This window comes from Bacillus sp. AFS037270, assembly GCF_002585305.1.
On sequence record NZ_NUNF01000011.1, the window covers coordinates 134,588 to 159,968 of the forward strand.

General features: G+C 36.1%; 22 protein-coding genes and 1 tRNA gene. 18 read left to right on the forward strand and 5 right to left on the reverse strand.

Annotation, left to right across the window (positions count from 1 at the left end; all coding sequences use genetic code 11):
• Nucleotides 1-42 precede the first annotated feature (42 nt).
• The 14 genes from COD92_RS05865 (at nt 43) to COD92_RS05935 (ending at nt 17,442) form a co-directional block, all read left to right on the forward strand.
• Complete coding sequence (locus COD92_RS05865; protein WP_098528617.1) at nt 43-837, forward strand: electron transfer flavoprotein subunit beta/FixA family protein; 795 nt, start codon at nt 43-45, stop codon at nt 835-837.
• Nucleotides 838-848: 11 nt separating this feature from the next.
• Nucleotides 849-1,829, forward strand: a complete 981-nt coding sequence (locus tag COD92_RS05870) for an electron transfer flavoprotein subunit alpha/FixB family protein (RefSeq protein WP_098528616.1) — start codon at nt 849-851, stop codon at nt 1,827-1,829.
• Nucleotides 1,830-1,925: 96 nt separating this feature from the next.
• Nucleotides 1,926-2,726 carry an ABC transporter ATP-binding protein gene (locus COD92_RS05875; protein WP_098528857.1) on the forward strand — a complete coding sequence of 267 codons (801 nt, stop codon included), beginning with the start codon at nt 1,926-1,928 and terminating at the stop codon, nt 2,724-2,726.
• Between the two features lie 60 nt (nt 2,727-2,786).
• Nucleotides 2,787-3,713, forward strand: a complete 927-nt coding sequence (locus COD92_RS05880; protein ID WP_098528615.1) for a thermonuclease family protein — start codon at nt 2,787-2,789, stop codon at nt 3,711-3,713.
• 500 nt (nt 3,714-4,213) lie between these two features.
• Nucleotides 4,214-5,356 carry a rhamnogalacturonan acetylesterase gene (locus COD92_RS05885; RefSeq protein WP_098528855.1) on the forward strand — a complete coding sequence of 381 codons (1,143 nt, stop codon included), beginning with the start codon at nt 4,214-4,216 and terminating at the stop codon, nt 5,354-5,356.
• Between the two features lie 268 nt (nt 5,357-5,624).
• Nucleotides 5,625-7,592, forward strand: a complete 1,968-nt coding sequence (locus COD92_RS05890; RefSeq protein WP_098528614.1) for an acetate--CoA ligase — start codon at nt 5,625-5,627, stop codon at nt 7,590-7,592.
• Nucleotides 7,593-8,739: 1,147 nt separating this feature from the next.
• Nucleotides 8,740-10,161, forward strand: a complete 1,422-nt coding sequence (locus COD92_RS05895; RefSeq protein ID WP_098995928.1) for a hypothetical protein — start codon at nt 8,740-8,742, stop codon at nt 10,159-10,161.
• A gap of 663 nt (nt 10,162-10,824) precedes the next feature.
• Complete coding sequence (locus COD92_RS05905; protein ID WP_255286586.1) at nt 10,825-11,160, forward strand: YolD-like family protein; 336 nt, start codon at nt 10,825-10,827, stop codon at nt 11,158-11,160.
• A 625-nt stretch (nt 11,161-11,785) separates the two neighbouring features.
• Nucleotides 11,786-12,061, forward strand: a complete 276-nt coding sequence (locus COD92_RS05910) for a helix-turn-helix transcriptional regulator (protein ID WP_098528611.1) — start codon at nt 11,786-11,788, stop codon at nt 12,059-12,061.
• Nucleotides 12,062-12,087: 26 nt separating this feature from the next.
• Complete coding sequence (locus COD92_RS05915; RefSeq protein ID WP_098528610.1) at nt 12,088-12,270, forward strand: hypothetical protein; 183 nt, start codon at nt 12,088-12,090, stop codon at nt 12,268-12,270.
• A gap of 220 nt (nt 12,271-12,490) precedes the next feature.
• Nucleotides 12,491-13,015: a hypothetical protein gene (locus tag COD92_RS05920; protein ID WP_098528609.1), complete on the forward strand. Its 525-nt coding sequence runs from the start codon at nt 12,491-12,493 to the stop codon at nt 13,013-13,015.
• Between the two features lie 82 nt (nt 13,016-13,097).
• A complete protein-coding gene (locus tag COD92_RS05925) occupies nt 13,098-13,976 on the forward strand; it encodes a helix-turn-helix domain-containing protein (protein WP_098528608.1) in 879 nt (292 codons plus the stop codon).
• 777 nt (nt 13,977-14,753) lie between these two features.
• Nucleotides 14,754-16,640 (forward strand): PDDEXK family nuclease, encoded by a 1,887-nt coding sequence (locus COD92_RS05930; RefSeq protein ID WP_098528607.1) that lies wholly within the window; start codon nt 14,754-14,756, stop codon nt 16,638-16,640.
• A 190-nt stretch (nt 16,641-16,830) separates the two neighbouring features.
• Entirely contained in the window at nt 16,831-17,442 is a 612-nt protein-coding gene (locus COD92_RS05935; RefSeq protein WP_098528606.1) for a recombinase family protein, read from the forward strand.
• Between the two features lie 393 nt (nt 17,443-17,835).
• Here COD92_RS05935 and COD92_RS05940 read toward each other — a convergent pair whose 3' ends face one another.
• Nucleotides 17,836-20,058 (reverse strand): CHAT domain-containing protein, encoded by a 2,223-nt coding sequence (locus tag COD92_RS05940; RefSeq protein ID WP_098995929.1) that lies wholly within the window; start codon nt 20,056-20,058, stop codon nt 17,836-17,838.
• Nucleotides 20,059-20,539: 481 nt separating this feature from the next.
• On the opposite strand from COD92_RS05940, the gene COD92_RS05950 reads away from it, so the two are divergent.
• Complete coding sequence (locus tag COD92_RS05950; protein ID WP_098528603.1) at nt 20,540-20,812, forward strand: hypothetical protein; 273 nt, start codon at nt 20,540-20,542, stop codon at nt 20,810-20,812.
• 147 nt (nt 20,813-20,959) lie between these two features.
• Nucleotides 20,960-21,112, forward strand: coding sequence for a hypothetical protein (locus COD92_RS31810; protein WP_176541118.1), 153 nt, complete (start codon nt 20,960-20,962; stop codon nt 21,110-21,112).
• A gap of 316 nt (nt 21,113-21,428) precedes the next feature.
• Here COD92_RS31810 and COD92_RS05955 read toward each other — a convergent pair whose 3' ends face one another.
• A complete protein-coding gene (locus COD92_RS05955) occupies nt 21,429-21,851 on the reverse strand; it encodes a hypothetical protein (RefSeq protein WP_098528602.1) in 423 nt (140 codons plus the stop codon).
• A 220-nt stretch (nt 21,852-22,071) separates the two neighbouring features.
• Between COD92_RS05955 and COD92_RS05960 the strand changes: the two genes are divergently transcribed.
• Both COD92_RS05960 and COD92_RS05965 read left to right on the forward strand, forming a co-directional pair.
• On the forward strand, nt 22,072-22,872 hold the full coding sequence (locus COD92_RS05960) for an abortive infection family protein (RefSeq protein ID WP_176541117.1): 801 nt from the start codon (nt 22,072-22,074) through the stop codon (nt 22,870-22,872).
• Nucleotides 22,873-22,984: 112 nt separating this feature from the next.
• Nucleotides 22,985-23,191 carry a hypothetical protein gene (locus COD92_RS05965; protein ID WP_142950568.1) on the forward strand — a complete coding sequence of 69 codons (207 nt, stop codon included), beginning with the start codon at nt 22,985-22,987 and terminating at the stop codon, nt 23,189-23,191.
• A 39-nt stretch (nt 23,192-23,230) separates the two neighbouring features.
• Here COD92_RS05965 and COD92_RS05970 read toward each other — a convergent pair whose 3' ends face one another.
• The 3 genes from COD92_RS05970 to COD92_RS05980 form a co-directional block, all read right to left on the reverse strand.
• Entirely contained in the window at nt 23,231-24,334 is a 1,104-nt protein-coding gene (locus COD92_RS05970; protein ID WP_098528599.1) for a tyrosine-type recombinase/integrase, read from the reverse strand.
• Between the two features lie 104 nt (nt 24,335-24,438).
• A tRNA-Arg gene (locus COD92_RS05975) sits at nt 24,439-24,512 on the reverse strand.
• A 55-nt stretch (nt 24,513-24,567) separates the two neighbouring features.
• Entirely contained in the window at nt 24,568-25,308 is a 741-nt protein-coding gene (locus COD92_RS05980) for a YwaF family protein (RefSeq protein ID WP_098528598.1), read from the reverse strand.
• Nucleotides 25,309-25,381 lie beyond the last annotated feature (73 nt).

Consider the following 25,381-nt stretch of genomic DNA (forward strand, 5'->3'; position numbering starts at 1 on the left):
TTAATAAAAAAATAGATTTTAAGAAAACGAGGTGAATCGGAAATGTATATTGTCGTATGTCTTAAACAGGCTTATGACCCAGAAATTACACCAAGACATTTTAGGATAGATTCCAAAACAAATCGTCCAGAAAATGGAGAGGCAGATATGGTCTTGGACTCCTTCGCAGAAAATGCGCTTGAACTGGCCATTCAGATTCGCGACAAAACACCAGGCGCTGTCGTTACTGCACTCTGCTTAGGTGACGATGAATCAGAAGATGTACTGCGCCGGGCGCTTGCCTTCACTGCTGATCATGCCGTTAGAGTTTGGGATGATGAATGGAAGGATTTAGATGGTCAGGCTATTGGACATATCCTTGCCCAAACGATTAAGGAACTTGGCGGCGCACAGTTAGTTTTAACTGGATGTCAAGCAAGTGATATCGAGGAGGGACTGGTGGGACCCGTACTAGCTGAAGAGCTGGAAATGATCTGTCTAACATTAGTCTCGGAAATAGAAATAGACGCTGAAAATGTCAAGGCCACTTGTGAGGGAGAGGACGGGTGCACCGTGGTAAGTGTTCCTGTTCCAGCTGTTTTCACGATTATTAGTTCTGAGACAAATGTTCCGAGACTGCCGAAGGTGAAAGATATCAGGCTGGCCAGAACGAAGCCAATTAAAGTATATGAGTCGGATGATTTAGATCTGGATGCAGAGCGCTGTCAACCGGGGGTTAAACTTGACCGGGCATATGTGTTAAACAGAGAAAGCACTTGTGAATTGCTCCCTGGAACGGATGGAGCGGAACTCGCGGGTGAATTAGCTGACAAGCTCTTGGCACTCAAGATTCTATAGGAGGGTCAAACATGTCAAAAATTCTTGTTTTTGCAAATCAGCAGGGAGATGCCTTAAGTTCCGGTTCTCGGGAAGCGTTAGTGTTTGCCTGCCATTTAGCAGACAGCACAGGCGGGGAAGTCGCAGCTATTTTAACAGGTCCTGCTGCCGTGACTAGTTCAAAGGAAGCATTCGCTTTCGGTGCTAATAAAGTTTACACGGTGTCAGATCCTTTGCTTGCCGAATATCAGGTGGATGTCTATGTCGATTGTCTTTATTCAGTATTTAAACAATCCGGTGCAGATATTTTTGTCCTTTCCTTCGATCGAATAGGGAAGGACCTAGTTGGCCTTATAGCTACGCGAATTGGAGCATCGGCAATTACGGAAGTGGTTGATTTTAAAACAGAAGGTCAAAAAATCACATGGGTTCGACCAATTTATGGAGATAAGGCATTCGGAGAGTATTCAGCCACAAGACACCAAGTGGTGGCCGGTATTCGCCCAAAGAGTCAAACCTTGCCTTTACCTGATGAATCACGTACTGGAGAAATTATTTCTGTTGGCTACAAACCTAAGGAAGAATTAGTTTTAACAAAGCTTGTAGTTAAAATTCAATCTGCCTTGTCAGATATACGCCTTGAGGATGCAACTATTATTGTTTCTGGCGGTCGAGGGCTAGAAGGTCCTGAAGGTTTTGCTGAACTCCAGGCTCTGGCAGATGTGCTTGGGGGAGCAGTCGGAGCATCTCGAGCTGCCTGTGATGCAGGCTGGGTTCCGTCCAATCTTCAGGTTGGTCAAACGGGTGCCGTTGTTGCACCTGATCTCTATATAGCGGTCGGTATTTCAGGTGCCAGCCAGCACTTGGCTGGGATTACCAATGCCAAAACGGTAGTGGCAATTAATTCAGATACAGAAGCGCCTATTTTTAAACGAGCAGATCTTGGTGTAATTGCGGACTATAAGCAGGTCATTCCTGCACTGACGGAGAAACTAAAAAAAGTATTAGTATAGATAATGTATAGCAGGAACCTGATGGACATTGGAGGTTCCTGCTTCTTTGATTCTGAAAATTTTGATATTATTATACCTATGAAAGGTGTGATTTATTTGGTTGTTCAGCTAGAGAATGTCTCATTAATGAGGGAAGGAAAAATAATCCTCCAAGATGTTAACTGGGAAATTAAAAAAGGAGAACATTGGGTGTTATTCGGTTTAAATGGATCAGGAAAAACAGCCATTTTAAATTTACTCAATGCCTATTACTTTCCGACAAAAGGAAAAATCACCGTTCTAGATTTGGAGTTCGGAAAAACTTATCTAGGAGAAAAACTTCGGAAGCAGATTGGTTTTGTTTCATCGTCGCTTCAAGAAAAGTTTCACCCGGAAGATAATGCATTTGAAGTTGTCTTAAGCGGTGCCTTTGCCTCAATTGGGCTTTACGAGACACCTACAGACCGAATAAGACAAAAAGCAATCGCTCTTCTTGAGGAGTTAGGCTGTATCGAGTATGCGAATCGCAATTATACTACCCTTTCACAGGGGGAAAAACAACGGGTGCTCATTGCTCGGGCACTGATGGCCGATCCTTCCTTGCTAATTCTAGACGAACCCACGAATGGATTAGATTTTATTGCACGGGAACAATTGCTGGAGTCGGTTGAAAAGATTACCGAAAATCAGGATTCCCCAACAATTATTTATGTCACCCACCATGTGGAAGAGATCCTGCCAGTTTTCTCTAAAACTTTGCTTTTGAAAAAGGGGCAAGTATTTGCATCTGGAGAAACGAAAGATATGATCGCTAGTCTCAAGCTGACAGAATATTTTAATCTCCCTGTTAATGTGCACTGGGAAAATGGACGACCACTATTGTCAAAACGGTCGGCAAAAGAAACAGTTAGTTATTAACAAATTAATAGTAATTATAGGTATAATAAGAATGGAGTTTTTTTAAGGGGAGAATGAAACATGAAAATCATTAAAGCCATTCTTATAATAGCCGTTCTACTTATATCATCATCGTGCACAAAAGATACTGATTCTAAAACAAAGGAGATAAATAAGGAGAAGCAAGAGGAATCAGCTGAGAAAGCAAAAGAAAAAGCAGAAGCTGAAGAAAAAGCAAAGGCTGAGGAAGCCAGAATAGCGGAAGAAAAGGCAAATGCTGAGAAAGCAGTGCAAGAAAAGCAAGAAGCGGCAAAACAATCACAGGAAGAATTAGCGAAGAGTCTCGGTTTAGAGTTAATTACTGTTGGAAGAGTGGTTGACGGAGATACCTTTGTGACCTCCGATGGACGTAAGGTCCGTTTAGTCGGCGTCAATACACCGGAATCGACCACCAGACATGAGCAATATGGGAAAGAGGCAAGTAACTATACAAACTCAAAGTTGAATGGAAAACAAGTATGGATGCAGAAGGATGTTTCCGAGACAGATCGCTATGGCCGCTTGCTAAGGATTGTTTGGTTTAGTGTCCCTTCAAATGATATGGATGAAAATGAGATTAGAACAAAGATGTTTAATGCAGATTTAGTTTTGAACGGATACGCAGAGCCGTCAACCTATCCTCCGGATGTTAAATACAGTGATTATTTTGTCAAGTTTGCCAGAGAGGCAAGGGAGGCAAACAAAGGTCTTTGGGGATTCGGCTCTCAAGGTACAACAAAAGGTGATTTAGATTCGAGCTCAAGTAACAATGGTACAGGTAATTCAAATGGCGGGAATACATCGAATGGCTCTACATCAGGCAGTGGGTCATCAACCAATGCCGGTTCGGAGGTCTTTAAAAATTGTACGGAAATGAGGAAGGTCTATCCGAATGGAGTGCCATCCACACATCCTGCTTATGAATCCAGGCATGACCGAGATAAGGATAACTGGGCATGTGAACAATAAAACAACAAAGACCGTAATCCAAATGCGGTCTTTTTATTATTCTAAAGGCGGATTCAAATGGTCGTTCCTATGACGACCTTTTTGAGTCGGCCTCTTTATTTTCTGGGAAAGACTTTTTTGCCCTATTCTTCGGCATACAGTAGGATTTTCCTTGTAGCTTAAATTCAAATAGTAATCAGTTCCTATGATAGATAGAACTATTTGCTTATTTTTGGATAATTCAAAAAAGTGCTACTGATGGAAAAATAAACCTGAACTATAATCAATCGAGATAGGAGGTGATGGATGGGAATTTCAAATGTAATCGCTTTCGGTAACTTATCTTGGAGCTTTTCTAGAGATAAATGGTGGCCTACATAACTATGTCAGGTAGATTGTAAGAAAAGAACAAGGGGAAAAAGTGCAAGTTTAAATTTATCGGGGTAAGGAATTGTATTCATTTAAGAGGAGGAGTTACTGTGAAAAGGAACGTGATTCTTAAAGTTTTAACTATTTTTACTATGATGTTGTCCATTATAGGAAGTTTTGCTACTTCACCTGCAGAGGCAGCACCAAGTAATTATAAGTTTGACTTTGGCAATGGCCAAGTAGAAAAGGGCTATATCGGTGTAAGTGCTGATGAGAAATATGATGAGAAAAAGCGTTATGGCTTCAATACACCGGAAAATATGATCAATGTGCCAGCGTCTGGAACAGGTGTGGGCAGTGATGCTGTCGAGTTCTTAAAGTTTAGCACAAAGAGTGAAAATACTTTTAACGTAGACCTGCCAAAGGGGCTTTATGAGGTTAAGGTCACCTTAGGGGACACAGCAAGAGCGAGCGTTGCGGCCGAAGGTGTCTACCAAGTGATTAATATGACAGGAAATAATGCGACCGATTCGTTTCAAATCCCAGTAACGGATGGTCAACTAAACCTACTGATAACTGAGGGAAAGGTGGGCACTAGGTTTACGCTAAGCGCCTTGGAGATTGATAAGCTTTCACACCATCCTGAAACAAATCGAACCATCTATATTGGTGGGGACTCAACTGTATGCAATTACTATCCAATAGATAGCAGTATCCAAGCAGGATGGGGACAATTACTGCCGAAATTTGTTGATTCTGAAATTTTCCAGGTGAGAAACATGGCTTCCGGCGGCCAGATTGCCAGAGGCTTCTTATATGATGGTCAGATGGAAGCAATCTTAAAATACATTAAGCCTGGAGATTATTATATCCTTCAACTTGGTATTAACGATACAAATCCAAAAAATACGACAACCGAAGCACAATTCAAAGAGTATATGCGAGAAATGGTTCAACAAGTAAAGGCGAAAGGTGCAACTCCTATCTTATCGACGCCGCAAGGCAGGGCAACCGACTTTAATACTGAGGGTGTACACAGTTCGGTAAACCGTTGGTATCGAAACTCCGTTATCGCTTTAGCTCAAGAGGAAAATGTACCATTAGTAGATTTGAATGTGTTAAGTTCTGCATATTTCACCTCTATTGGACCTGCTGCCACTCTTGCACTTTATATGAATGGTGATACATTGCACCCAAATCGAGCAGGAGCGACCGAACTTGCCCGAATCGTGGCTGAGGAATTAAAAAGGCAAGGTCTTGATGGATTTACAGGAGAAGAGAAAAAGAATCAATAAAATAGGAAACGCTAATTTAACATATATCTTGTTAAATTAGCGTTCTAATTCTGGAATGTTAAACTGCTTTTCTATTCAAAACAATATAGTAAATTACATTTACGGTTTCGTGATTTACTATATTGAAAATTCTGAATAATTGTGTTAATCTCATAGTCAAGGTGATTGGTAACATGTGCCAAATAAAAGAAAAGATATTTATGTAAGCGCTTTAACTATACTCGTTTATAAGAAAAGAAAATGAATAAAGGGATTAAGGGGGACTCATATGGATGTAAGTGGAATTTTAAAGGTTGTTGCAGAAAGTAAGCTTGTTTATCCAAGCGAAGATAGGCAATCTAACACCTCAATTGGTAGCAATAAAGCTTTTCAAGAACTTCTTCAAAAATCCCAACAAGATCCCGCAAGCTTTTGGAACGATGTGGCGAAAGAACTATTTTGGTATGAGCCTTGGCAAAAAACAATAAGTGGAAGTCTTCCAGATTTTCGTTTTTTCGAAGGCGGCATTAGCAACCCGTGTGTAAACCTACTTGACCGTCATGTGCAAAACGGTGCAGGAAATCGCACTGCACTCATTTGGGAGGGAGAAAACGGAGACACTAAGTTTTTTACATATAATATGCTTTTGGCTGAAGTGAACCGATTTGCCAATGTTCTTCGTTCCTTCGGTGTGAAAAAAGGGGATTGTGTGGCGATTTTCCTTCCTAATTTGGCTGAGGCAATTATTGCTGTGCTCTCTTGCTTTCGGATTGGGGCTATTTACAATACGGTTTTTTCAGGGTATTCCGAAAAGTCCTTGAAGGACCGTCTCGTTAGCTTTGAGCCCAAGATTATCGTAACGACCGACGCTACGACAAGAAGGGGAAACAAAGTTTCCTTGAAGGAAAAAGTGGATAGGGTAATTCCAGATATTCCATCTATTGAAGCGGTGATTGTCGTCAATCGCCTAAATACAGAAATTAATATGATAGAAGGACGCGATTACTGGTGGGAGGAACTAACGAAAAAGGCAAGTATCTTTTGTGAACCTGAGAAGATTGAGGCCAATGAATATGGAATTGTGTTCTATACTAGCGGCACAACAGGAAAGCCCAAGGGTGTCGTTCATTCAGGAATGGCCTTTATGATCCAAAATTACATCTATAGCAAATATCATATGGACCATCATGATGATGATGTTTTCTGGTGTACGGCGGATATTGGTTGGTTGACGATGCATATTTGGGGCATTGCTGGTGCACTAGCAAATGGAGTCACCACGGTTGTATATGAAGGAGCCATTGACTATCCAACTAAGGACAGATTTTATCAGGTGATTGAGAAATACCGTGTCAATAAATTGTTTACCGCTCCAACAGCATTGCGGATGTTAAAGAGTCTGGGTGAAGAAATAATGGAGCAATTTGATTTATCATGTCTTGATGTCATTTCCCTAGTTGGTGAACCCTTTGACCCAGAATCATGGCAATGGACGTATGAGGTATTAGGAAAGAAGAAGATATGTGTCAATAATACTTGGGGACAAACAGAAACAGCGGGTTGCCCTATCGCTGGCGCAGCGTGGTTAACCTCAATGAAACCGGGATCTGCCGGAATGCCATTTTTAGGTGCGGATATAGCTGTAGTGGATGAAGAGGGAAATCCAGTTCAACCTGGTACGTTAGGAAATTTAATTATTAGAAGTCCATTCCCAATGCTTTGCCGCACGCTTTGGAAGGAACCGGAGCGCTATATTTCCTCTTATTTTAGCCAGATTGAAGGGAGCTATTTTGCTAGTGACTTGGCCTTGATTGATGATGATGGCTATGTTTGGGTCGTTGGTCGTTCTGATGATGCCTTCAATGTTGCCGGACATCGCTTAAGTACAATGGAAATTGAAAGTGCAGTGCTAGAATGTGAAGGAGTTGCAGAAGCGGCTGTAATTGGTGTCCCAGATGAAATCAAAGGAGAGGTACCACTCGTATTTGCACGGGTAAATGATCTTTCTTTTGGGACAGATAATTTAAAAGAAAAAATAAATGAACGGATTGTACAGCTTATCGGAAAAATTGCCCTGCCCAAAACCATTATTTTCACCGAAACACTACCAAAAACAGTTAGTGGAAAAATCATGCGCCGCTTATTAAAGGAAATTTTCCTATCAGGAAAGGTTTCGGGTGACATTACAGGGCTTGAAGATCCAGCAACAGTAGCGCAAATTCAAACCATTATCAATGGAAGGTCCACTGTGAAGTAAAAAGAGGTTTAGAGAGTAATAATGACAGCCCTTTTAACGGATGCTCTTTTGTAAAAAAAGCCGGGAGAAGTGACCAATTTGTTTTTCACCACTAGGGAAAAACCCTTGCATGCAAGGGTTTTTTGACGTCCTACAAGTGACTCAAACTCCTGACCTCAAAAAAAGAGGGAGACCCTTTTATTTTTTTAAACATATTCCAGTTCATGACAATAAAAAACTTTACTTTCCAAAAAGTTCCCTTGTTTAGAAATAATACTTACAGCAATTCTATCAATATTTACATCTATTCCTACTACTAAATTACTTTTAAAGGTTGTGGGGGAAAAAAGTTGTGGTCCATATTCGTCCTCATCAAATATTAGATGAGCAAAATATTCATTGTTTTTTCGCTTAATTTGTATAGTATAAGGTTTAAAAATTCCTTTATTTATTTCGCATAAACTATTCTTATCATTAATGGGGTAACAAAAGGTGATGACTTCGTTAAAAAATTTATCAGGAACTGTTAGTTTAATATTAAGACGCGGGAATGTGTGTTGATATAAAAAAGAAGAAATTTTCCATAAAGGAATTGTTGGTTGATTATACCAAATTATGTAATTGAATGGTAATGATTAAACAATATTATTCCTTTTTTGTTCTTATCGAAAAATTAATAAATCGTTAATAAATGCTTAAACAAGAGAGGAGAAATGATAATATATGCTTATATACCAAGAGTTTTACCTAAAAAAAACACTATGTTAACGTATTGATTTGACAACAATAGGTTAACATAGTGTTTTCTATATTTACGTCCCAGAAGAGATTCGAACTCCCGACCTACAGTTTAGGAAACTATCAGATATGTCATCGATATGTCAACGTATTGTCATTACGGGATTGAGGCGGAATTTGTGACCAACAGTGTAACTGTAAGTCCTACGGCTTTAAGATTATTAACCTACAGATATAATTTTGCCCGAAAATAGTAACTTTTGTCAAGATGTTCCCAATAAATAGTCCAGAATATCAGATGAGAATACAGCTTTAGATCCGTTCAATATGTAAAATTTCAGATAGTTTATAAAACTAATAAAATATAGGCGCTATATTCAATGAACTTATACTATAATAAAAATACAATAACTAATAATGGGTGAAGAACTTGAATAGAACTGAAATAATAACTTATCTAACAAATAAAATTCCTGATTACTCGTCTGAAGCAAATATTGATAAACATGTACTTCAATTTTGTACACATGTTTTCCCGTTTCTCCAAAGAGGTCGTTTGCATCCATTTATAGAAAATCTGGTTAACGCAATAAATGAAATAGAACAAGCAATTCCTGGATATGCTAAAAAAACTATAGATTGGATTTCTTCAATTGATAAAAACCATTTTGAGCAGGTTATACAGATATTTGGAGAAATAATAGTTCTAAGAAAATTAGTTTCAATAGCTGTGCCAAATACAATTACTTTAGAACCATCAGCAGCACAGAATGGAAAAAATCCAGAGTTTAGAGCATTAGTTGATGATACCTATATTGCAATAGAGGTTAAAACAGCAAGCTTATTTGATTTTTCTAATGAGCGCCAGAATGGATTACAAATTACTGCTCAACTTAATAGTTTAGATTACAACCTGTTACAACAAACTGGAAAAATAGTAAATTCACGTTCTTTAAAAGTAAAAGATTATTTACTAAGTGCTGAAGAAAAATTTGAACAATATAAAGGAAATCAAGAATATAAAGATGATCTCCGTCTGTTGTTTATAATTTGGGATGATTACATAAATGAACCGCTTAGCGCATTGGCTAATCCTAATTGTGGTTTATTGACTGATAACTCCTTTTATCAACAATCAAGATTTAAAAATGTGGATGGGGTTGTACTAATTAGACATATCCACCAGTTTTTTAGAAATCTTCAATACGGTGAGATTGTTGACTATGGGAAAAAAGGTGTACATGATTCTTTCGATTACGTTAATCCTGCAATATCGGCTGTTTATGTTCAAAACCCTTTAGGGAGAGAAGTTCCTCATGAAAAAATTATAAAATTTGATGCTGACCCAATTGAGGAATTTAGTGATTTTCATGTTGCCGAATATCAGCCTACTGATTTTATTGATTGGCAAAGGGGACTTTCCTTATCTGGCTTATATTCATTACCAGAAGAATTTAGGAACAAAATCATTTCTTTTTTTATTAACGCTCCTACCGAAAGGGATCCAAAATCATATAGGGACATCTCGCTTTTTGATAATGTCTCTATTGATAAAGTATATGCTAATTTAATTCACAAAACCTCTGATAAAAAACAAATTGAAAGGGGATTATTTGAAAGTATTAATATTGCTATATATGCTCGTAAGAGATCTTCTAAGGATAATTTGGGCTCATTAGCAAAAGAAACTGAAAGAAGGACCCGTAATGATTCAATTTTAAGAAATATCTACTTACGAAATTACTCCCTTACTCTTGATGAAAAATGTCCATGTTGTTCGGAGGAATTATTCAAAGATTGTTGTTTCAAAAAACTTAAATTCTTTAAGTATCAAAATAATTACAATTTATAAGTTATATTACCTGGTAAATTTATGTTAATGAATGCCAGGTATCAAGAAATCTAAAAATGATCATATTTGTGGTCATTTATTTTTATTTTAATACAGAATGTTTGTTCGTGTATAATGATATTGAAGGAGATGTTATAAATGGCAATACGTGATAGAGGAAAACTTAAATGGAGACAGCGCCTTTTTTACCGTTAGCATTCGAGAAGCAGCGAGAGATGTCTAGGTTCAACAACGTCAGCCTTATGGTTGGCGTTTTTTTTATGGCAAATTATTTAATTTCACGCATATAATTTAGCGGGAGGCGATGTTTATTGGGATTTAATGATTATAACCGTAAACATTCAAAAAAGACTTTATGGGACGAAGAATTAGATAGCGAAGAATCACTCATTGAGAAGCTATACAACGCAAATGTAAATAACCTTACACCATATTTTGATCCGAATTTTTCACAAAATGATTACAAACGTAAAAAGTATAAATGTGACCGTTGTGGTAATGAATTCGTGAATAATGGAACCGAGTTTTATCAATGTAATCTGCATTGTAAAACATGCGCACAAGGTATAAACCATTACGACAGGTAATCAGGCTTAGTCGTATTTTTTTTACTAACATTAGGAACATTTGTTCGTATATAATAAATGTAAAGGAGGCGATTGTGTGGCGATACGAGACCGTGGTAAAAAGAAGTGGCAGTTCGCCTTTGGCATGCCAGAGTTAATTAAGTCACAGAGAGATTTATGGCGAGATACGGAACGAATGGCGAAGCCGATTATCGATGAGTACGGAAAGAAGGAGTTTGACCAACGTTTATGCTATGCGATGGAGTATAACTTAGCCGTAAAGCTAAAGGTATGGAAAGATGGATTTACTACAGAAATTATCGGTTCCGTTCACCACGTTGATCCGATTTCACATGAGGTACATATCGAAATAAAGCCTGGAGAATATGAACGGATTAAATTTGAGGATATCATCGGAGTTAATGTAGATTAACGATTTAGTTCGTAAAACTATGGTAATTAACCGTATGAAACAACATGAAGTCTATTAAGATATGTAAATTAGATTAATTGCTGACGCAGCCATTTAGGTTGCGTTTTTTTTTTTACATACAGCGACACTAAACCGTCCTTTGACCCTTATCTACATATAAAGGCAGGAGATGAAGGCGAATAAGGGAACGGTTAAAAATTACAATCCATTCAAAATTACTAATTAATACACTACAGAAAAGAAAGTATCGATTCCATTGAACTTTTTTGCATTTTGTACTCTACGCCAGACGGTTGTAGTCCCTATTGTATTAATGTAAGGGACAAACAGCTGCATTGAATTTTTTTATATTGTACTCTACGCTTCTCGATTGTTTCCCCTATTTTATTAATGAATAACAAACGAGGGGGCTATTTAATGGGTACAGCATAAATATTTTATTGTTTTCCATCACTAGAAGAAAAACGGACCCGTATCTATTTTCAAGAACAACATGGGAGGTAAAGGTCGATTGGTTAATGATTCAACGGTCTTAATGTAAAATCGTAAAAAATTTAAGAAAATGTACCATAAAATATCTACGCTTATTAATTGTAGTCCCTATTGTATAGGTGTAGCGGCACAAATGGAGGTGAGATCGTATGGTAACAGCTTCAACAGTAAAATCGTAAGAGCGTACCTGAACTGGACGCAAAGTGAATTAGCTAAACGAATGGGTGCTAGCTGTGGTTCGGTATCAGCCTTTGAGAACGGAACGGACCGAATTGCACCTGAATTCGCTAAGAAGTTCAAAAGAGCCGTTGGAATTACTGATGCAGTTTTGATCGATATTCAACATTTACAGACTATGATAGCGGAATATACTGCTGGTATTTCAAGAAATCTAGTATTAATAATCTAATAACATTAATCTTAGGAGGAAATATAATGGAAAATCAAATTCGAGAAGTAAGGGTAGTAAGTCTTTGGGAAGTATGTAAGTTGGTAGGACTAACAGAAGAATACTTCAAAATTGAAGATGGTGAAGTAGGGATAAGGGTGGACGGTCTAATTAAAATTATGGAATTTTCCGACCAGAGAAATATCAGAATATCAGAATGGATCAACTAATATTGTCGGTTCCATGTTCATTGCTTTTTAACGTGCATGGAATCGTCTTTTTACAGGGTTACTCCTGAGTTCACTCAGAAGTTTAAATGAGTCACTGGACAAACGAATGACACTTTAATAGAAGATATCGAATAGCTACGGACTATATTACAGAATAAGACACTAATTGTCTTATTTGACCGTAGAGTATAAAAATTCTAGAAACTAGGAGGAAGAGAAAGTGAATTTACAACGCTATCAAAGGTTACAAGAAATTATGGCAACAGGAGATTATTACGTAGACATCGATCTGGGAAAGGTTTGGAGTAACAAGGATCAAGGAAAATGGTTAAACCCAAGGATTGACTCCAACGATTATCACCTTGTTAGTTTGTATCTAAACGGAAAGGAATACCAATACAGAGTCCATGAGTTAACTGCCTATGAGATGTGTGGCGAAGAATTGATCGGTAAGACGTGCAACCACCTAAACGGCAGAGCCAAGGACGACAATTCTAGCAGTAACATTAAAATGGCAACCATGAAAGAACAACATAAACATGCTGCCGAGACTGGATTATGGGGTATTAAAACCGATGAAAGACATCGACCAGGAGCGATATGTCTTTGGGACGCGGGGTGGAGTCTTGACGCAATTGCAGTTTCTACTGGTGTTAAAAAATATACCATTCGTAAGTATCTCAAGAATGACCGTTTTGAGTTACAACGTAAATGGCTAGAACGTAAGAAAGTAGAAAGTAAATAACGAAAATATCAAACGCCACTAGCAGTTAATCGTTGGTGGCTTCTTTAGGTTACGCCAAATTATATCAAAGGAGACGTGAAAAATGGAAAACACTAACAATCATCAATTTATTGACCGAGCAACAGGAGAAATCTACGATAAGGACGAGTATTACTTACGTTCAAGAAAGCAAGTTGAAGCATATCAGAAAAGGCTTGCAAAGGAACAAGCAATTAATAAAGGACGTTCGAAGAATTGGGTCGCTTGTTATCACGAAGCAATCAAATCCATAGCCTCGAAATTAACACTTGAAGAAATGGGAGCAGTATTCTTGCTTCTTCCATATATGAACTTAAACCGTAAAGGTGAACTAACAATGCGAGGTTGCAGAATGAATGTTAACAGTATTGCAAAAGCAATCGGTAAAAGTGTTCCACAGACAAAAAGGTTACTACCTAAGCTAGTTGAAGCGGGCGTACTGTACAAGGAAAGAGAAGGCAAGAGCTTTGTTTATGGCGTATCTTCAGAGTACCACACAATAGGAGGTGGACACGATGGACGCTTTACTAAATTGTATCAGCAGTTTACAACGACTTTAAAGGAGGAATTTGATTTGACGATACAGCTCGCAGGATTATTGTATGCAATTTTACCTTATTTCCACTATAAGACGTTTCTATTGTGTACTAATCCAAATGAAGACGATGACAAGGCACTTGATCCAATGTCTGAAAGTGAATTATCAGGATTGCTAGGTATAGATCGGTCGACCGTCTATAGGCTAATGAGAGAATTATCTAGACGTGGTGTTGTAGCAAAAATTAGTTCTTTCGGTGTTTCTATCTATCGTGTAAATCCCGACCTAATGTATCGGTTGGGATATGAATCGGATCTTGCTGTAGCAGTACGTACTGACTTCCAGGAAACTATGAAACTGTACCAAAAGAAAAGGAAAGGCAGTCTAAAGCAAATGCTTAAATGAAAATAAGGCATTTGTGCAAATATGATACTCCAATGCCCTGTATTTGTGCAAATATGATACATTTAAAAATGCAGTCAATCCGTTGAGGCTGTGAGGCGGAGGGCACTTTTTGCGTGTGTTTAACTCTTATTCTTATAGTTGACGTTTAACATATATGTTTCTAACAAACGAGAATAAGATTAAATTGTATTAACGTATAACCTTCGCCTAGCGGCTCGGTGATGTAACCAAAGCTTAACAGCTTCAGTAACATCTATAAAACTATAAACGTTTGTATTATTAGAAGACTGCGCTAAGCAGGATTCAACTGAGCGTCAGCGAAGTTTATTACGTTTTGACGATTAAACGATTATATTTAGGATCAACAACATAACAACCTTGATTTACCAAGCGTTTGATCGGCATTGTTTAGTTGATTGTTAAGTAAAAACACTTGATGTTATGTCCGAAACCGTCCCTCTTCGTAAAAATCTCGAGGGGTCACTTTGTTTTACTTTAGTGCGATAAATCGTGGATAGCACAGGGTTTTGGTAGATTAAGGATGCTTTACTGTGCTAAAGGATATGACATTTTGTTTTGTAATTAATAACGAGAACCTCTTCCATCATTTTTTACTTCTTTAGATTGCTTGACTAAGATACAATACACTTGGTATAGAGTTATCTCAGATGTTTAATCTGAAAACCTTGGGCTTATAGATCTGTGGTTCAAAATACATATACTTGACTATAAAGCAGTTTAATTTCGGTAAATAGCTTAGAATGGTGGAGGTTTAAAGTGAAATTTACAATTGAGAACTTACAGAAATTCGCTGAACAGCATAATGGAGAATGTTTGTCTGAAGAATATTTAGGCCGTCAAGAAACTTATAAATGGTGCTGTGAAAAAAATCATATATTTAATGCCACCTATCAACAAGTGAAGGCAAGAAAACATTTTTGTCCACATTGTTCTGGAGTCACCTTTGATATTGAACATCTTAAGGCTATAGCTGAAAGAAAGAATGGTAAGTGTTTATCAAAGGAATATATCGGAATGGACGAAAAATACCTTTGGGAATGTGAGAACGGGCATACCTGGGATGCAATAGCATCTTCAGTAAAGAGGGGAACATGGTGTCGTATTTGTAATTCTAAAGAGCCATTAACGCTAGAAGAATTACAGAAGTTGGCTGAATCAAGAGGCGGTAAGTGTTTATCTAATGCCTATATAAATTATAGTAGAAAGCTTGAATGGATGTGTGCAGATGGACATATATGGAAAGACAGCGCACGCCACGTAAAAGGAAGTGGAAGATGGTGTCCTAAGTGCAACAAATTTTTTAGTGAAGAAAAATGTAGGTTTATATTAGAAACTATATTTAAAAATTCATTTCCAAAAAATCGAACTGTACTAGGAGGCAGTCTTGAATTAGATGGATATAATTCTGAGTTAAATCTTGCTTTTGAATATCATGGTAAACAGCACTATGAGTTCGTGAAACATTGGCACGGCACAATAGAAGAATTTCATAAGAGACAAAAAGACGATTTGATTAAGGAAGAGTTATGCATAGAAAAAGACATTAATTTAATTGTTATTCCTTATAATTCCTATGAAAATGATAAAGAGTTATTTAACTATATTGTGGAAAAACTGCGTTCGTTTGAATATCAAACAGACCTAATCTTTGAAGATATTAATTTAAACAACTTTTATAAGAACTTTACTGTTTTAGGGGAAATAAAAAAAATAGCAGAGAGTAATGGAGGGCAATGCTTATCTAGTGAATACCTTGGTTCTGCTAAGAAACTTGAATTTATTTGTAAAAATGGTCATGAATTTAAAACGAATCTCAATCGTCTCAAAAGCAGAAATTCGTGGTGTCCAATATGTAGTAGGAAAGAAGCAGGTTTAAAAAGAAGAAATACAATCGAAATGATGAAGGAAATAGCAGTATCAAGAGGTGGAAAATGTATTTCGGAAAATTATTTTGATGACAGGACTCCATTAGAGTGGGAATGTAATGATGGACATCGTTGGTTTGCAGTACCTTCAAACATTAAACATAAAACAAACCCTACTTGGTGTCCAACGTGTGCAGATAAAGCTCGCAATGATGGACTAAGATTAGGTATCGATGAGATGAAGACTATTGCTATGAAAAAAGGTGGAAAATGTCTGTCGGAAGAATACATCAATAACGGGACTCCGTTACTCTGGGAATGTAAAAAGGGACATCGATGGGAAGCCGTACCAAACTCTGTAAAACAAGGATCATGGTGCGGTATTTGTGCAAATAATGTTAGATTGACAATTGAACAAATGAAGGATATCGCAAAACAACTCGGAGGAAAGTGTTTATCGGAAGATTATATAAATAATCATACACCTCTAACTTGGGAATGTGAAAAAGGACATGTATGGGACTCTAATGCTGCAGATATAAAAGTAGGGAAATGGTGTAAGATCTGTAGAAGACAAGCTGTCTTGGACGAAAAAAGAAAAAAGGGATTAGAAGAAATGAAAAAGTTAGCAGTTGAAAGGAGAGGAAAACTTCTATCTGTTGCTTATATAAACAATCGTACTCATTTAGAATGGAGGTGTAAAAACGGGCATATTTGGAAGTCAACTCCAGAAAATATAAAAAAGAGATGGTGCAAACAATGTAAACAAGATTCATAACCTTACCGTAAAAGTATACAAATACGAACACTTTTGAAACAGCCGTCAAACTCGCATTCTTCCGTTTTTACCATTGTTCGTAAAAGTATAAAAGTGAATTTACGAATATTTGTTTTATGCTATATACATTTACGAACACATTCGATATGCTAAAGGAAAATATATACAGGTATCGAGGGGTGAACGTAAAATGGAGAATAGGAAATTTGGATACATTCGTGTAAGTAGTCGGGATCAGAACGAGGCACGTCAGCTACAGTCAATGAAAGAGGTTGGCATAAGTAGCAGGGACATATTTATCGAAAAGCAAAGCGGTAAAGATTTCAATCGTGAATCGTATCAATCGCTAAAACATCATTTACGATCTGGAGACATTCTTTACATTCACTCGCTCGACCGATTTGGTCGGAATAAAGAAGAAATATTAAACGAATGGACGGACATTACGAAGAATATTAAAGCAGACACAGTTGTTTTAGATATGCCTTTACTTGATACTACGAAATACCAGGACAGCCTTGGGACATTTATCTCTGATCTAGTGCTACAGATTCTTTCGTGGTTAGCAGAAGAAGAACGAGAGCGGATCAAGAAGCGTCAAAGAGAAGGAATTGATGTAGCATTAAAAAATGGTGTACAGTTTGGAAGACCTAAAGCGGAAATAACAGATGCTTTTACTTCAGTGTATACAGAATGGAAATCTGGAGAGATAACTGCAACGGAAGCAATGAGAAGAGCGGAAATGAAACGGACAACGTTTTATAAGTTAGTTAAAGAATATGAGACGCAACAGGCGAACTAATGACGGTTCGCTTTTTTTAGTTATAACGAGGGCTACCCTATCACGAACAATGCTCCCATGTAATATCGTAATGTGCCTGGTGTAACGTACATATGGACGTCAAATCTCGAATCTTGAAGAGTTGGAAAGGAAAGATGCCCACGTTTCTACAAAATCAGTCGGCGCAAATTACGAAATTTGGATTAAAAAATTTTTTTCGGAATCAGAACACTCGGTGGTATTGTTAAACTAACGGTTCAGTTGCATTAGATTAAATTTATGAATAAGCCAAAAATATGAAAGCTTTTACTCACTACTTGCATATTTTCAGCTTTTTTGTTCAATTAAAAATAATGTCACATACACTATACTTTAATTCTAAATACAAATAGACAAAATTGTTGATTCCGTTTATTACTCAAACAAAATTGGTGATGCCCAATAAATTAGTTCCTTTAAATTAATATTCCTATACTCGATAGAATCCATTAATTGAATTTTATCCCATATAGATATTCTTAGAGATTTTAAAATTGCTTCTTTCCCTTTGGACATATCGATTCGAGATAAATTTAAAGCTTCTCCCCAAGATGACCCGTTTAGAATATGAGTTAAGAATAAAGGCCCCAATATACTAGCAGCGAAACTATGTACTGACCATAAATGCCCAAAAACAGTTTGATTCCGAGATGATAATGAGGATCCTAAGCCTACAAATCCCATACCATCATATCTGATAGTAGAACATCCACTTTGACATGCATTTAGTACAAGAAGCCTTTTTTCTTTTCTATGTTGGTTATTAAATACTAATTGGCTCAATCTTACTGTTTCAGTCTCAGAAATTGTTAATACTGAATCATTTGGGTTATCAAAATTGAAGGCGCCATGACACATCAACCATATTAAATCAAAGTCTAAATCATTATATTTGGATAAAAATAATTGTAAACTACATTCACTTCCAACATAAACTTCATAACTTATTCCATAATAATTTAATAATACCTCTAATGCTTCCTTTTCGTTATAAGCATCAGTTAAAGAATTATCTGGATCACACCAGATTAATACTTTCTTTAGCTTGGCTTCTTTTAAGTTTTTAGAATTGCCCAATAAGGAAATATTTCTTTGAAGATACCATGATATTTTAGGGATAATAGGAGTATTAGTCCAAGTTAGTTCTAATAATCTAATTTTCTTTTCTTTTGATACGCCTTTTAACAAATTAGCAATTTCCCTTGGGTTAAAATATTTCTCAATAGCCATATCATACATACTTGAATACTCATCATTTGGTGTATCATATTCTACTTTGTTTATGGGCTCAGTATCTCCAGCTATAACTGTCCATGTTCCTTCAAAACTATTCTTTATTTTTAAAAATTCTTTAAGACTTAAACTGTCATCAAATTCATGATATGTGGTATTTCCATCTTCCATTATTAAATAAATAGATTTTGCATCTTTTAAGGTAGGAATTAATAAAATAATGACATCATCGAATAGTTGTTCATCTACATCATCTGGATTAAAAAAAGTTCTCCATAATACTGCACTTTTAACTGCAAAAGAATATTCCTCATGCTTTATGGCTAACATTATTATCGTTATTAAAATATCGCTTCTTCGATTCCTTATATTACAATTTTCTAATATACTGAGCGAGGAATTTAGATGTTCTAAGTAGGTCCTTAAAAGTGTTTCTAAACCTTCTTTATCAAATTTATGTTCACCTTTCATTTTACATAATTTCAAAGCTACCCTACTTTCTTCAGGCATCTCGACATCCAAAGATAATGCTCGTTTTGCCCAAAGTGTAATATCTTCTTCAATTATCTTTCCAAACGTTGTAGTAAATGTTTCAGCAATAATAAAAGCAAGGACTTCATTTTTTAAATCAATTTGGATTTGATATTGTTCTAATAATTGTTTATGTACCCAATTACTATGGTCCTCATTATAGTTTGATGCAAGTACTCCAGCATAAAAAGCCAGATAGTAAATATCTTCTAATTTGGCTTCCTTTCCAGTTTTCAACCATTTATTTGTTTCTTTATATAGTTCATGACTCTCCCTATAATTATGTCCAAGTATTCTACTAAGATAAAAAAAGTGTCCAACTAACATAATTAAGACTTCTCTTTGCCCTTCAATATCTTTACGATTAATTATTCTTTGCCAAAATGAAAAGTCCCATTCTATTTGTTTATCACTAGGATTAAAAGGAGAAGAATTAATAGCAAAGTTTTGGTAATTATACGACTCTCCTGGTAAACCTTGCTGGGATAGATGCAATGAAAACGTTAGATAGTCTTCAACTACTAATAATCTAAAGTGATCGGATATATTCTGGTCTAATTTTAAATAAATAGCAGAGAATATGAGCAAATTGGTTATCTCATTAACAATTGCTTTATGAGTTCTTATATCACTTGGAGAATAGATAGATCTTAAAGAAAAAACTAAATTTCTTAATTTAATTAAATCCTGAACATTTAATTTCTGTTTTAAACATTCACAAGTGTCTATCCCTTGGGTTGACAATTCTCCTAGAATTGGTTTAAAAGCAATAAATATGTTCTGTAAACTTTTTATATGATAATCTATTTCTTGAAATATGTGTTTATTTATCATTTATTTAACTCCTATTAAAAAATATGCATTTCCGATTATTTCATTTCTATTAATTATAATAACAATATTTTCTAATAACTGTTAAGATATTTACCGAGTTGGTCGAAATTATTGAAATTGTTGTACTCTCGAAAAATTAGAAGTTCCTAATATTTTAAAAAAACATGTGCTTCTTAAGAGAGCCAGTAGTAAACCAGTTATTTCTAATTTTAAAACAAGTCCTAGTATGGGGGAGAGTAGCGAAGGACCGCTTATTATCGAGTGAACAGCTACCCCTCATCTCTAAAATTTGGCTCGATCCACATAAAGCTAAATTCGTTTTTACAAATTTTTTCGGATTTAAAAATGTCGAGGATCATGCTGTTAAGTCACTAGTTCTTGTTGATCTAACGGATGCAGTTTAGTAAGAAGGCTATCCAATATAAAGTGGAGAATTGTTCCTTATATAGCTTTATAGATGTATAAAGAGAGGTGAAATTCAGTGATAACTCGATTTTACGATCTAGAAAAGTTTTATGAAAATTGGTGTAAAGAAAATGTAAACGGATATGTTTTTAATTATGCTGGAGGAAAAACTGGGAACGTTCTCCATATTGTTGGCTGTCGCCATTTAACAGTACCTTCACGAATTGGTACTTATACAACACGTTATCCAAAATTTTGTTCAACCGACATAAAACTATTATCTGATAAAGCGGATGAAGTAAGTAATCCGTATGGTTGGAGGAGATGTAAGGCCTGCTTTACAAAATAAACGTGAAAGAGTAAAGAGCTGTCTAATGTTAACAGAGGCATCAAATCTCGGAATGTTACCAGTTTGAGTGTTTTGTAACAGATTATCCACAGACAAAGTGATAAAATACAGTTTACAATCAATTAAAAACGATTGGGTGTATTTTTCATGTTCACGAAAATTCCAGTTATATATCGTGATGAACGTTATATAATGCTTGTTCAATACGCATCTGGTTACTGTGAGATCGTCAAGGAAGGAAACTCTAACTATGATATTAAACTTGTGCATTTTTCAGAATTGAAGATGAAAGAGGTATGATCGTCTATATGACGGTCTTTTTTATTTTTTTATCCCGCTAATCATTTTAAACTAGATGGTAAAAAGCTTTGATCATATTTCTAAGGGAATTATACAATGAAAGGAACCTAAGAAGTTTTTAAGAGTGGTTTTTCAATTGAGGGAAAATTCAACTCGTTAACGTATCGTAAACGTATGTTCTTTGACGTACATAATGTACACCTTCTAACCTAAGAACGCTTATTGAAGCGTCCCAGTGTGATCTGTTTGCGATTTTACAGTCACAGTATTGACATCGTATAGAGTACGTCTAATCAGATCAAAATGATGATTGTTATCAACGAAAGGGATTTTTAAATATTTCTTGAAGATACTCGTCAATTGGAGTAATCCAGCGAGCTTGTAATTTTTTTTCTTCTAATGAACGAGCTATTTTGCCCTTTGTTGTTTCCCAGAAATTAACCATTCGTAAATCAGATGGATCATCGTTTAGTAGAGTTACTTCATTGTTGCCAATAGGATTAGAGAGAATTCGATGTAACGGAACCTCTACGCCTTCGTACGAAGTGACATAAACTCTGCAATAATCATCTATGGTCTTAAATCTTGGTTTAATAATTAATGCTTTATATTTCTGAAAGATTTCACGATCAAGACAAAAGAAGTTTTTACCATTAAACGAATTTTGAGTCTTTATTAATACTAAATCCCCAAAATATTGATAACAATTATTCTTAGAGTCTGGATATTTCTCATGCATAGATTATTCACCTACCTTTCTAATTAAAGATTCTAACATAATTTTTATAAAATACCAGATTGTTGTATGAAGGGAACAACCCAAAGAATCTAGTGCAGAGTGTTAAAAGGAAAATTGGTCATAGACCATAGTTAACGTACGTAGATGTCTTTGTTTCTCTCTTAGTATCTATTGATGATATAATTAAAGGATAATATTGTTAATAATGGGAGAGCGATATATGAACGCCTTAAATAAACTTGAAAAAACGAAGGTTAATCTCTGCAAATTAATAGAAGAATATTTTAATAATGGTCCTTTTACGGAATTTTACGTAGCAAAAATTGAAGATGAAACCTTTTACGATGAAAGCCGAAAAGTTATTAGATCCCTTGCACGTAAACGAAATATTAAGGTCCCTGACTTTTTACAGGCTAGTAGAACACTTGATGAAGCCGTTTATTATTTAACCACCAGCATGGATATAAATGATAACGAATATACGATAAAGCAATATATAAGAACCTGCTTTAACGAATATTTAGACTATATGGAAGATGAGCAAATTGACGTACAAATAGTGCACGTTGAATGTGAGATTCCCGAAGATCTTACGTTTAAACACATAGTAGAATCAATACAAAAGTGTGAAAACCGTATTAATAATGAAGATTATTCGGGAGCCGTTACAAGTGCTAAAACATTAGTTGAGGGCGTGTGTAAGGAAATACTACAAAAGTTTCCTGATGTAAAAGTTGATAATAAAACGGATCTCCCTGCGTTATTTACAAAAGTACGGCAAAATTTAAAACTTGATCCTAGTGACCCCGATTTAGATAAATCGTTGAAAGATGTAATAACGGGTTTAATTAAAATAGTAAATGGTATTTCTGAGGTACGTAATTCACGTGGGGATTCACACTTACCGAAAAATAGAATAGATAGACATCATGCGGTAGTAGTTGTAAATTCCGCAAAAACTGTAGTTACATTTTTGTTTAACACCTATGAGTATCAATTAAATAAAGGTACTCTAACGTAAGGATTCGAGGTATGAAGTCTGCAAACGTTCACACTCGTGGTTGAAGGTAATTAACTATCAGTATGCAGACGTGTATGTCGTTGACTATCGTAAAGCTGGTGAATTTGGTGTGTTGTTAACATTTGAAGATGGTCGTTATGCTAGCGTAATGGAACTCGGTGTTCCTGTTTCTGCACCAAGGTACGTTTATGGAAAGCCGATAATTCGTAAAGAAAAAGATTTTACGTTTATTGATCCCGTTAAGTGTCGTATCAATTATCGTATTCTAACAAAGGCAGGCATATTACGTCTTCCAAGTTTTGTTGAGTGGATTAAATAATAATAAAAAGTTAAAGCCGCCCAATTTGGACGGCCTTTTTTATAAACGAATACCATTCCTTTTTATAATGTTACGTAATGGCGAAAATTTATTATGCTGCTCACGAATATGTTCATTATCCATTTGAACGTATTTGCGGGTTGTCTGTATGTCTGCATGGTCTAATATCCGTTGTAGCGTAAAAATATCACCGCCATTTAATACATAGTTTCTAGCGAAAGTATGTCGAAACATATGCGGGTGCAGTGTTGTTATGTTTAGCTTTTTCTTAAGTCGATTTAATCTTCGCCTGAATGCATCTGCTGTAAAGTCTTCACCATAAGCGTTCATGAATATTTTACAGTCGTCTCCAAAATATTGTTGTGTTTCATCTAAAAGTTGTCGTAATCTTTTCGCAACCTCACGACTAATAGGAATATCTCTGGACTTTCGGTTTTTAGCTATTTGGGAGGGGACGGTAATTGATGATTCCTTGAAATTTACTTGATCCGATGTTAAGGATAATGCTTCATTGATTCGAAGACCTGTATCCAGCAACAATAGTATCAGAGTTTTATCACGCCATTGAGCGAACTGTCTGTCGTCATAAGAGGCGAGAATAGCATCAATCTGACAGTCGGGTATACCTGGAACCTCTTCGTGGGCATCATCTCGCACTTGCGCTATATTCTTCATGGGATTAATCGGAGTAATACCCTCATTAAAAAGAAAGCGAAACAAGGTACTTAGACCACGAATACGAATGTTTATTGTATAAACGGATAATCTCTTTCCATTTCGCTTTCGTTGAGGATCCTCAGCATAAGGAGTTCTTTCCGTTCTTAAATAATTAATGTAGTTACGAATTATGTCTGCAGAAATTTCATTGATATTTGAGATGTCTTTATCTAACCATTGACGAAAATAACGGAAAATCTCGTGATACCCTTTTATTGTTCCTGGTCTGACGCCTTCAGCTGTTTTAGCTCGTATAAAGATTTGTAATGCTTCATCAATGGTATATAGGACATCACTAGTCTGTCGGTCCTGTGACGAGACTTTAGGACCTCTTTCACCGATAAATTTACGTTTCATGGGTTTCTTAATACCTCCTAGAGTTTTGCCGAGGCGTCCTACAGTTACAAAAATCTGTCCTACAGTCATAAAAACCACGTCCTACAGACAAAGAAAAAAAACGCTATGTCACGTGATTGTCCCGTATGATTGAACGGTAACAAATACGATAACATAGCGTTTTTTTAAAAGTACGTCCCAGAAGAGATTCGAACTCCCGACCTACAGTTTAGGAAACTGTTGCTCTATCCTACTGAGCTACTGGGACAATAGGAACGTTATTAATTATAATAATTTAATTTAAAAAGGTCAATAAGAAGTTATTAAGGAATCGAGATACTCCTCTCCACTTCCGTTTTTTCTGCGTTTTTCTCCCTCAATAATCCCCAAACAACTAGACTTAATGTAATTAATAAACCTTCTAACGATAATATATACCAAGGATAGGGCCCGAGAAGGTCTAGCAGGCTAGCACTGTTTGGTTTGTGGCTTAAGAACATATAATTACCGCCCACCAGCTTATTTATGAGCATAATGATCGGCATCAAAACATTCAAAAAGATAAATAACTTCAAGACTGACCTGATGGTTGGCCGGTAGCCTTTCGCCCAAGTAAAATAAAGCGGCACCCAAATGCTCATTAAGTGCGTATAAAAGAAATGGAAAAATCGGAAATGCGGGAAATCATAATTTAATAATGGTGTGAAAATCGCCTGTGATGCTCCTAATAAAGCGGTAAATAATAAAATCTCATATATGATTTTTTTTCTAGTTAGCAATAACACAATATTTAAAATAAGACTAATGCTGCACAACTCAAGAGGGATTGCATGACTGACATCCCAACTTCCATTTATATACATCCAAAGATGATAGGTTATTTCCATTATGATCAATGATATGGCTACGCCAATTTCAAAGTATCTCATCTTTTTGGACCTAAGTTTGTCTCTGAAAAAATATATTCCTGTAGCGACAATCAATAAGAGGGCAATAATGAAAAAGTGACTAACAGAAAACATTTCAAAATCATAATTTTTGTAACTGCCGCCAAACCACCCCAAGCAGACCCCCCCTTATTTCGTACTTTACCATGGTATGAGTTCAAATGAAGTCGAAAGTTAGGAGACAAGAAAA